This window comes from Pseudomonas sp. FW306-02-D09B (assembly GCF_058782685.1).
In genome coordinates, this window is sequence record NZ_JBYSXY010000002.1 from 230725 (window position 1) to 241108 (window position 10384).

7 protein-coding genes and 1 tRNA gene are annotated in these 10384 nt (G+C 60.2%); 5 read left to right on the forward strand and 3 right to left on the reverse strand.

Going from position 1 to position 10384, the window contains the following annotated elements; genetic code table 11:
- The first annotated feature begins 72 nt into the window (after window positions 1-72).
- The 5 genes from hflK (at window position 73) to AC3WK5_RS05310 (ending at window position 7034) form a co-directional block, all read left to right on the forward strand.
- Entirely contained in the window at window positions 73-1239 is a 1167-nt protein-coding gene (gene hflK / locus AC3WK5_RS05290) for an FtsH protease activity modulator HflK (protein WP_103316306.1), read from the forward strand.
- The gene (hflC, locus tag AC3WK5_RS05295; RefSeq protein ID WP_019691508.1) at window positions 1239-2108 is read left to right on the forward strand and encodes a protease modulator HflC; all 870 of its coding nucleotides are present in this window, start codon (window positions 1239-1241) and stop codon (window positions 2106-2108) included. The genes hflK and hflC overlap by 1 nt, the downstream gene beginning before the upstream one ends.
- Before the next feature lie 318 nt (window positions 2109-2426).
- The gene (locus tag AC3WK5_RS05300) at window positions 2427-3614 is read left to right on the forward strand and encodes an ATP phosphoribosyltransferase regulatory subunit (protein WP_103316305.1); all 1188 of its coding nucleotides are present in this window, start codon (window positions 2427-2429) and stop codon (window positions 3612-3614) included.
- Between the two features lie 54 nt (window positions 3615-3668).
- A complete protein-coding gene (locus AC3WK5_RS05305; protein ID WP_054595356.1) occupies window positions 3669-4961 on the forward strand; it encodes an adenylosuccinate synthase in 1293 nt (430 codons plus the stop codon).
- A 138-nt stretch (window positions 4962-5099) separates the two neighbouring features.
- Window positions 5100-7034, forward strand: coding sequence for a methyl-accepting chemotaxis protein (locus AC3WK5_RS05310; protein WP_103316304.1), 1935 nt, complete (start codon window positions 5100-5102; stop codon window positions 7032-7034).
- Window positions 7035-7133: 99 nt separating this feature from the next.
- Here the strand turns inward: AC3WK5_RS05310 and AC3WK5_RS05315 are convergent, their stop codons facing one another.
- The 3 genes from AC3WK5_RS05315 to AC3WK5_RS05325 form a co-directional block, all read right to left on the reverse strand.
- A complete protein-coding gene (locus tag AC3WK5_RS05315; protein ID WP_103316303.1) occupies window positions 7134-8699 on the reverse strand; it encodes an ABC transporter permease in 1566 nt (521 codons plus the stop codon).
- Complete coding sequence (locus AC3WK5_RS05320) at window positions 8699-9709, reverse strand: extracellular solute-binding protein (protein WP_054595359.1); 1011 nt, start codon at window positions 9707-9709, stop codon at window positions 8699-8701. The genes AC3WK5_RS05315 and AC3WK5_RS05320 overlap by 1 nt, the downstream gene beginning before the upstream one ends.
- A gap of 349 nt (window positions 9710-10058) precedes the next feature.
- Window positions 10059-10145: transfer RNA gene (locus AC3WK5_RS05325), tRNA-Leu, on the reverse strand.
- Window positions 10146-10384 lie beyond the last annotated feature (239 nt).

Consider the following 10384-nt stretch of genomic DNA (forward strand, 5'->3'; position numbering starts at 1 on the left):
CTGTGGCAGGCATTCTGTAGCATTGGTCGGCGCGCCGTGGGTGCGTCTTTGCTTTATCAGATGGAGAGCGCTATGGCTTGGAATGAGCCGGGTGGCAACTCGAATAATCAGGATCCTTGGGGTGGTAAACGCCGCAATAATGGCGACCGCAAGGGGCCACCAGATCTCGACGAGGCCTTCCGAAAGCTGCAGGAAAGCCTGAATGGGTTGTTCGGTGGTAGCAAGAAACGCGGTGATGATGGCGGTGGTTCGGGCAAGGGCGGCGGTTACGGCCTGCTCGGCATCGGCTTTGTCGTGCTGGCGGTCGTCTGGCTGTACAGCGCGGTTTATGTCGTCGACGAGCAGGAGCAAGCCGTGGTGCTGCGCTTCGGCAAGTACTACGAAACCGTCGGGCCGGGCCTGAACATCTACTTCCCGCCGATCGATCGCAAGTACATGGAAAACGTCACGCGTGAGCGTGCCTACACCAAGCAGGGTCAAATGCTCACTGAAGACGAGAACATCGTCGAAGTGCCACTGACCGTGCAGTACAAGATCACCAATCTGCAGGACTTCGTGCTGAACGTCGATCAGCCGGAAATCAGCCTGCAACACGCGACCGAGAGTGCCTTGCGCCATGTGGTGGGTTCCACCGCCATGGACCAGGTGCTGACCGAAGGTCGTGAGTTGATGGCCAGCGAAATCAAGGAGCGTCTGCAACGCTTCCTCGATACCTATCGCACCGGTATCACCGTCACTCAGGTCAACGTTCAGAGCGCCGCTGCACCGCGTGAAGTCCAGGAAGCCTTCGATGACGTGATCCGCGCTCGTGAAGATGAGCAGCGTTCGCGCAACCAGGCTGAAACCTACGCCAACGGCGTCGTGCCGGAAGCCCGTGGTCAGGCCCAGCGCATCATTGAAGATGCCAACGGTTACCGCGACGAAACGGTATCGCGTGCCAAGGGTGAAGCGGATCGCTTTACCAAGCTGGTCGCCGAATATCGCAAGGCACCGGAAGTCACTCGTCAGCGTCTGTACCTGGACACGATGCAGGAAGTCTTCAGCAATACCAGCAAGGTTCTCGTGACCGGCAACAAGAATGGCCAGAACAATCTGCTGTACTTGCCGCTGGACAAGATGATCGACAGTGGTCGTAGTGGTGCAGCGCCGGTAACCAGCGCAGCCGCGACCAGCAATGAAGGGCACGCGCGCTCGGCAACTGATCTGCAGCAGCCGGCACGTACCAGGGAGAGTCGCTGATGAGCAATAAATCGCTGATCGCCCTTATTGTCGGCGTCGTCGTGGCGATCGCTGCCTGGAACTGTTTCTACATCGTGGCTCAGACCGAGCGTGCGGTGCTGCTGCAGTTCGGGCGCGTGGTTCAGACTGATGTTCAGCCGGGCCTGCATGTGAAAGTGCCTTACGTTAACCAGGTGCGTAAATTCGACGCACGCCTGATGACGCTGGATGCACCGACACAGCGTTTCCTGACGCTGGAAAAGAAAGCCGTCATGGTTGATGCCTACGCCAAGTGGCGCGTCAAGGATGCCGAGCGTTTCTACACCGCGACTTCCGGCCTCAAGCAAATTGCAGACGAGCGCCTTTCGCGTCGCCTGGAATCGGGCCTGCGTGACCAGTTTGGCAAGCGCACCCTGCACGAAGTGGTTTCCGGTGAGCGTGATGCGCTGATGGCGGATATCACAGCTTCGCTGAACAAGATGGCGGAAAAAGAGCTGGGCATCGAAGTGGTCGATGTTCGGGTCAAGGCCATCGATCTGCCGAAGGAAGTGAACCGCAGCGTGTTCGAACGCATGAGCACCGAGCGTGAACGTGAAGCGCGCGAGCACCGTGCCAAGGGTAACGAGCTGGCCGAAGGCATCCGTGCCGACGCCGATCGTCAGCGCCGCGTACTGCTGGCTGAAGCCTATCGTGAATCTGAAGAGGTTCGCGGTGACGGTGATGCCCAGGCCGCAGCGATCTACTCCAAGGCCTACGGCCAGGATCAGGAGTTCTACGGTTTCTACCGTAGCCTGCGTGCCTACCGTGAAAGCTTCGCGAACAAAACCGACGTCATGGTTCTGGACCCAAGCAGCGACTTCTTCCGTTACCTGGAAAAAGCCAAGCCTTGATCCGACACTAATCTCAAAGGACCCCCGCCGGGCGGCTAAAGCCTCTCGCGGGGTGATCCTTTGAGAAAACGTGTGTATGATGCGGCAGCCGGGAAATTCCCGGCTTTTTTGCGTCTGCACGTTTGATTGCGGTTTTTTATTGCAAGACTCGGGTTGAACAACTCGACAGGTTTTTCGAGGAAAGTGTTTGGCGAGGCCGATTCCAGGCCGATCGCCGCGTTGTTCATGCGCGTGACTTATGCGTATGGTTCAGACATTTTCTGCTTCACTCAAGGCCGGCCCGAGGGCTGGCGGCCCGGATCATAGGGGAATGGCGTAATGGCAACGGTAGACCGCTGGCTGCTGCCAGATGGCATCGAAGAAGTACTGCCACCAGAGGCGGCGCGCATTGAAGTCGCGCGTCGTCAGGTGTTGGATCTGTTCCAGAGCTGGGGTTACGAGTTCGTCGTGACCCCGCATATCGAGTACCTGGAATCCCTGCTGACTGGCGCAGGCCAGGACCTCGATCTGCGGACCTTCAAGGTCATCGACCCGCAATCGGGCCGGCAGATGGGTTTCCGTGCCGACATTACGCCGCAAGTGGCGCGCATCGATGCGCACACCTTGCGTCACGAAGGCCCGAGCCGTCTGTGCTACGCCGGTAGCGTGCTGCATGCGCAACCGCGGGCGTTGTCGACCTCGCGTAGCCCGATCCAGCTGGGCGCCGAGTTGTACGGCGATGCCAGCCCGAGCAGCGACGTGGAAGTCATCAGCCTGATGCTGGCCATGCTGCAACTGGCCGATGTGCCGGATGTGCACATGGATCTTGGCCATGTCGGCATCTACCGTGGCCTGGCGCGTGCCGCCGGTTTGTCCGGTGAGGTCGAGCAACAGTTGTTCGATGCCCTGCAACGCAAGGCCATCGATGAGGTCATTACCTTGACCGAAGGCCTGCCTGCCGATTTGTCGGGCATGCTGCGGGCACTGGTTGATCTGTGCGGCGGTCGTGAAGTGCTGGTTGCCGCTCGCCAACGCCTGGCCAAGGCGCCGGCGCCTGTTTTGGCGGCGCTGGACGACTTGCTGTCGATTGCCGAGCGTTTGTCCGTGCGTTTCCCGGATCTTGCGCTGTACTTCGATCTGGGCGAGTTGCGCGGTTATCACTATCACACCGGCGTGGTGTTCGCGGTATTCGTGCCGGGTGTTGGCCAATCCATTGCTCAGGGCGGTCGTTACGACGACATCGGCGCCGACTTCGGTCGTGCCCGCCCGGCGACTGGCTTCTCTACCGATTTGAAAACCCTGGTGACCCTGGGGCGTGCTGAAATCGAGCTACCGTCTGGCGGTATCTGGATGCCTGACAGTACGGATGCAGCACTCTGGCAGCAGGTTTGCCAGTTGCGCAGTGAGGGTCAGCGTGTCGTTCAGGCATTGCCTGGGCAACCATTGGCCGCCGCCCGTGATGCGGACTGCGACCGGCAATTGATTCAGCAGAACGGGCTTTGGCAAGTATTGCCGCTGGCTTCTTGAGTTTCCCTGCCGGCGGCTGCCGGCACCAAGTTTGCGCGAATGAGGACAAGTGTTATGGGTAAGAATGTCGTAGTCCTGGGCACCCAATGGGGTGATGAGGGCAAAGGCAAGATCGTTGATCTGCTGACCGAACATGCTGCCGCCGTAGTGCGCTACCAAGGTGGCCACAACGCTGGCCACACGCTGGTGATCGACGGCGAAAAAACCGTCTTGCACCTGATCCCGTCGGGCGTGCTGCGCGATGGCGTGCAGTGCCTGATCGGCAACGGCGTGGTGGTTGCACCTGACGCCCTGCTGCGCGAGATCATCAAGCTGGAAGAGAAGGGCGTACCGGTGCGCGAGCGCCTGCGTATCAGCCCTTCCTGCCCGTTGATCCTGTCTTACCACGTAGCGCTGGACCAGGCTCGTGAAAAGGCCCGTGGCGAGCTGAAGATCGGCACCACTGGTCGTGGCATCGGCCCGGCCTACGAAGACAAGGTTGCACGTCGTGGCCTGCGCATCGGTGATCTGTTCCACCGCGAGCGTTTCGCCGCCAAGCTGGGCGAGTTGCTGGACTACCACAACTTCGTACTGGTCAATTACTACAAAGAACCGGCCATCGACTTCCAGAAAACCCTGGATGAGTGCATGGAATACGCCGAGCTGCTGAAGCCGATGATGCTCGACGTCACCGCCGAACTGCATAACCTGCGTCGCGACGGCAAAGACATCATGTTCGAAGGCGCCCAAGGCTCCCTGCTGGACATCGACCACGGTACCTACCCGTACGTCACCAGCTCCAACACCACCGCTGGCGGCATCGCGACCGGTTCGGGTTTTGGCCCGATGTACCTGGATTACATCCTCGGCATCACCAAGGCTTACACCACTCGCGTGGGTTCGGGCCCGTTCCCGACCGAGCTGTTCGACGACGTTGGTGCGTTCCTGGCCAAGCGTGGCCATGAATTCGGTGCTACCACCGGTCGTGCCCGTCGTTGCGGCTGGTTCGACGCCGTCATCCTGCGTCGCGCCATCGACGTCAACAGCATCTCGGGCCTGTGCCTGACCAAGCTGGACGTGCTGGACGGTCTTGAGACCATCAACATCTGCGTGGGCTACAAAAACCAGGATGGTGCCGTGATCGACGCACCGACCGACGCCGACAGCTACATCGGTCTTGAGCCGGTGTACGAAGAAATGCCGGGCTGGACTGAGTCGACCCTGGGCGCCAAGACCCTGGAAGAGCTGCCTCAGGCTGCTCGCAACTACATCAAACGCGTCGAAGAGTTGGTCGGTGCACCGATCGACATTATTTCGACGGGCCCGGACCGCAACGAAACCATCGTTCTGCGTCACCCGTTTGCTTGATAAGTCGTTGATGTAAAAAACAAAGGGCCCTTAATCGGGCCCTTTGTCGTTTATGCCTGTTGGACGGCATGACCTTTGCTGTGAATCTCTGTTCCAGAGTGCCATCAATTTAATGGCGTGCAAGTAGAGGGATTTCCTGTGTCGGCCGTTCTCTCACTGTTACAAAGCCGTTTGTTGCGGCCCGTGTTCGTTACCCTTGGTATCGCCCTGTTGGTGCAAGTGTTGGTGGCTGTCGCACTGACCCGGAGCACAGTGACCGCATTGGAAGCTGATTTGGGCAATCGTCTCGGCGTCGATAGCCAGAAGCTCTCTGGCGAACTCGAGCAGGCCGGGCGTGAAGTCACCTCAAGTCTTGATAACCTCTCCACCAGTACCCGTCAGCGCCTGACCGCCGGTCTGTCCTCACGACTCAAGGACGAGCAGGCGCAACTGCGTGTGGCCCTGGAAAAGGACCTGAAGGACTCGGCCAATGACATGGCTCAGCTCCTGGCGTCGGTCGCGCCCCGCGCGATGTGGGACAGCGACGTTCCAACGCTGTCCGAATTCGCCCGTCGGGCCCAGCGCAATCCGAACGTACTGTTCGTGGTGTATGACGACGCCACCGGCCAGCACCTGACCCGCTATCTGAACCGGGAAAACCCGATCAACCAGGCCCTTTTGGAAAAAGGCCAGGGTGAGCGGGCGCTGGATAAAGTGCTGGATGCGGCGAAACACGATCCTTCGGTCTACTACCTCGAAGCCTCGATCAACCCCAATGGCGTGGAAATCGGCAAGGTGCTGATGGGGGTCTCCACGGCGTCGGTGGAAACAGACCTGGTAGCCCTCGACAAGCGCTTCTCGGCGCTGATCGCCAGCAGTGATCAGTTGGTCGGCGACAGCCTCAAGGGCGCTGCAGCTGATAGCGCCACGGCCATGCGCTCGCGTTTGCAGTCGGCGCAGTCCACGGCCACCGAAATGAAAGCCAATACCACCAACACCGTTCAGGAAGCGGCGGCGACCTTGCGCTGGCGGATCGGCATGGCGCTGGCGCTGGTCGGTTTTGGTGTCTTGCTGCTACTGGCGGTCGTGCTTGGACGACGGGTGGTCAATCGCCTGAAGCTGTTGATCGCGGCAATGGAGGATCTGGCCGCGGGTGATGGTGACCTGACCAAGCGCGTGCAGATCAACAGTAAAGATGAAATCGGCGACATGGCATCGGCAGTCAACCGCTTTGTGGATAAGTTGCAGCCGATCGTTCGCGAGGCGGGTGATGTGGCCCAGCGCACCGGTGTGGAAATCGGTGCCATGAGCAAGCGCAATGCCGGCGCCGATGCGGCGGCGAAATCCCAGCGCGATGAAGTGGCGGAGAGCTTGCGCGCGTTGTCGCAAATGGCTGACGAGGCGCAGGCCGAAAGCCACGCGATGCAGGCGGCGTTGCAACAGGTGGTGGATATTCGTCAGGCAACGGATGAAAACACCCGCACCTCGGCGCAGGTCGGCAGTCTCATCGAGGCGCTGGCCGGTCAGGTTGATACCGGGGCCAAAGTCATCGAGCGTCTGGCGCAGCAGAGCGAGCAGATTGAAGTGGTGCTCGAGGTGATTCACGGGATCGCCGAGCAGACCAACTTGCTGGCACTGAACGCGGCGATCGAAGCGGCGAGGGCGGGTGAGACCGGGCGTGGTTTTGCGGTGGTGGCCGATGAAGTGCGGGCGCTGGCCAGCAAGACTCAAAGCTCGACTGGCGACATTCAGGCGCACATCGGGGCGTTGCAACAAGGCGCTCGCGAGGCCGTAGCGGCGATCGGGCAGGCGGGGCGTCAGGCCAGCGAAGGTTTGCTGGTATTGCGCGACAGTGCGCGCTTGCAGCAATCGGTGCAGGTTTCCGTCGAGCAGGTACATGCGGCCATCGGTCTGGCGACTCAGGCCGCAGCTCATCAGGCCAAAGGTGCGCACGCGGTGCGTGGGCGGGTCGAGACCATTCATGCTCAGGCCGAGCGTGCGGCTCAGGCGGTGGTGGAAACTACAGCCAGCGGCAAGGTGCTGGACAGCCTGGCGGCGCAGCTGAAAGCGAGCCTGGGGCAGTTTCGGGCTTAAGATTTTTGTAGGCCGGGCTGGCGTTATCGCGAGCAAGCTTTGCTCCTACAAGGGGTATGACACAACACCTGTAGGAGCAAGGCTTGCCCGCGATGCTTATCAGCGGCTCAAATACATCCGCGTCGTGAGTAGATAGACCGGCAATCCCGACACCAGAATCAACAGCGCCGCATAAGGCGCCGCTGCCGCGAACTCGACATTCGCGGTGTGTGCCCACACCTCTGTGGCCAAGGTGTTGAGCCCGGTCGGACTCAGCAGCAGCGTTGCCGTCAGCTCCTTCATCGCATCCAGAAACACCAGCGCAAACGCGGCACCCAGCGCCGGGAAGATGATCGGCAGCGTCACCCGCACAAAGGCGCTGAGCGACGAAGCGCCGAGCGTCCGCGCTGCTTCTTCGAGTTGCGGTGCCGCCTTGTTCAGCGCCGTACGAATCGGCGCCTGGGCCAGCGGCAGGAACAACAACGCATAGGCGATCAGCAGCAAGCCCGAGGTCTGATACAGCGCCGGCACATAGTGCAGGGCGAAGTACACCAGCGTCAGCGCGATTACCAATCCTGGCAGCGCATGCAGCAGATACGGCAGGCGCTCGGCCCACAGCGCCAGGCGACCCTTATAGCGAACCACCAGCAAGCCAACCGGCACTGCCAGCACCAGGCATAGCGCTGCGCCGCCCAACGACAACGACAGTGACGAGAGCAAGGCTTCGCTGATCGCCGCCACCGGGAAAGCGGCCGAAGAGCCGACAGCCAGCCAGTACGCCAACATTCCCAGCGGAATTCCGCTGCCGATGATCGCCAGCGCCAGGCAATAGAGCTGCCCGGCCGCAGACCATGTGCCCAGCCGAACCTGTTCGGCATGTCGCGCCGCGCCTTGGCCGATTCGTACATGCCGACCTTTGCCGCGAACCCGCAGCTCCAGCCACAGCAGAACCAGGCACAGCGCAAGCAGCACTGCCGAAAGCATCGCCGCGTTGGCGTTGCTGAACTCCAGCTCGAACTGCTGATAGATCGCGGTAGTGAAGGTTTGCAGGCCGATGATCGACAGCGCGCCGAACTCCACCAGCATGTGCAGGGCAATCAGTAACGACCCGGCCAGCAGCGAAGGCCAGAGCAGGGGCAGGGTGATCTTGAAGAATACGCCCCAGCGGTTCTGTCCCAGGGTTCGGGCGGACTCTTCCAGTGCCGGGTCGAGATTGCGCAACGTCGCCGCCACCGGCAGAAACACCAGCGGGTACTTGGACAGGGTCATCACCAGAATCGCCCCGCCCAGGCCTTCGAAGCTGGCGCTCAGGGACACCCAGGTGAAGCTGCTGACGAAGGCCGGTACGGCGAACGGCAGGCAGAGAATCACGCCCCACAGGCGCCGACCCGGCAAGTTGCTGCGTTCCAGCAGCCAGGCCAGTGACAGGCCGATGATCGCGCAGGCAACCGTCACCCCAGCCATCAGCAGCAGTGTGTTGCGCAACAGACCAAACACATACGGCCGCCACAGCAGATGCAGTGCTTGCGCCCAGCCGGCTTGCCAGGCTTTGAGCCCGACATACAACAGCGGCAGCAGGCTCAGGCAGACCAATAGCAATACCGGCAACAACAGCCAGATCGATGGTCGTTTACGCCGTGGCACATAACCCCCGCGTGAGGCGGAGGCGCTCAGCGATGCGCTCATCAGTTCAGGCCAACGTCGCGTTCCAGGTCCAGTGCGGCTTCAGCGTTGCCAAGGTCGGCAGGGGTGACATTCGGCGCTTGCAGCTCACTGAACGGCTTGAGTCCGCGGTCCGATTCCAGGCCTTTACGCAGCGGGTATTCGGCGGTGGTTTGAGTGATCACGCGCTGACCTTCTTCGCTGGCCATGTAGGCGAGGAGTTGCTGGGCTTCTTGCGGGTGTTTGCTGGACTTGAGCACGGCAGCGCTGGACACGGTGATCAGGCCGCCAACATCGCCGCCGGTGAAGTAATGCAGTTTCGAGTCGAGCGTGCCCTTTTCGCGCTGCAAGGCGAACCAGTAGTAGTTATTCACCAGCACGGTGGCGACTTCGCCATTCTCCACGGCTTTCAGCGCCACCATGTTGTTGCTGTAGACCTTGCCGAAAGCGCGCAGGCCGGTCAGCCATTCTTCGGCGGCGTCCATCCCGTGCAGCTTGATGATTGCCACGGCTTGTTCCTGGAACGCACCGCTGCTTGGCACGAAGCCAACTTTGCCCTGCCACTTCGGATCGGAGAATCCCATCACCGATTTGGGCAGGTCTTTTTCGTCGATCAGTTTTGGGTTGAAGGCGACCACGCGGACCCGGGCAGTGATGCCAATCCAGGTGCCATTACCGGCAACGTAATCCTTGGGCAGTACTTCCAGCGTGGCGGCGTCGGTCTTCGCCAGCAGGCCTTGTTCGCCGAGTTTGTTCAGCGGTGGCGATTCTTCGGTGTAGATCACGTCGGCAGGTGAGCGATTGCCTTCTTCGACGATCTGGCTGGCCAGTTGGTTGCTGCTGCCTTTGCGTACATTGACGTGAATGCCGGTCTTGGCTTCAAAGGCTTTGGCGACAGCGTCGCCGACTTCCTTGTGTTGACCGTTGTAGAGCGTCAGGGAAACTTTTTCGGCGGCTTGGGTGAATGGCGTTGCCAGGGTCAGCCCCAGCAGAGTGATGGTCAGGCCGCGGCGCAGGGTATTTCGAAACATCATTGGCTGGGTTCCTCACTGTCGCATTGCAAAAACTTGCAACAATGATAAACGATATTGTTTCTCAAGTGCGTCTTGCAGGGCGGGCGAGGTTTTGTTAATGAGGTTGGCGCGGACCTTTGTGGCGAGGGGGCTTGCCCCCGTTGGGGCGCGAAGCGGCCCCAGTATTCATTCAGCCAGACCGCATTCTCTGGATTTACGACTGCTTCGCCCGAGCGCGGACCGGCCGACGGGGGCAAGCCCCCTCGCCACAGGAAGGCTGCTGGCTTGAGATGATTGAAAGCCAGAAACGCAAAAACCCGCTTTCGCGGGTTTTTGTGAGATTCAAGATCGTTGACCTTGAACTTTGAATTGGTGCCCAGAAGAAGACTCGAACTTCCACGACCTTGCGGTCACCAGCACCTGAAGCTGGCGTGTCTACCAATTTCACCATCTGGGCAGTATCAGCAACGTTGCCGCTGTTGATGTGGCGCACTATACGGAGAGCGTTTTGATCTGTAAACCCCTGATTTAGTTTTAATAAATCAAATGGCTAGAATGCAAAAACCCGCTTTCGCGGGTTTTTGTGTGAGCCTTGAAATTGAACTAATCTCAAGCTCGAAATTGGTGCCCAGAAGAAGACTCGAACTTCCACGACCTTGCGGTCACCAGCACCTGAAGCTGGCGTGTCTACCAATT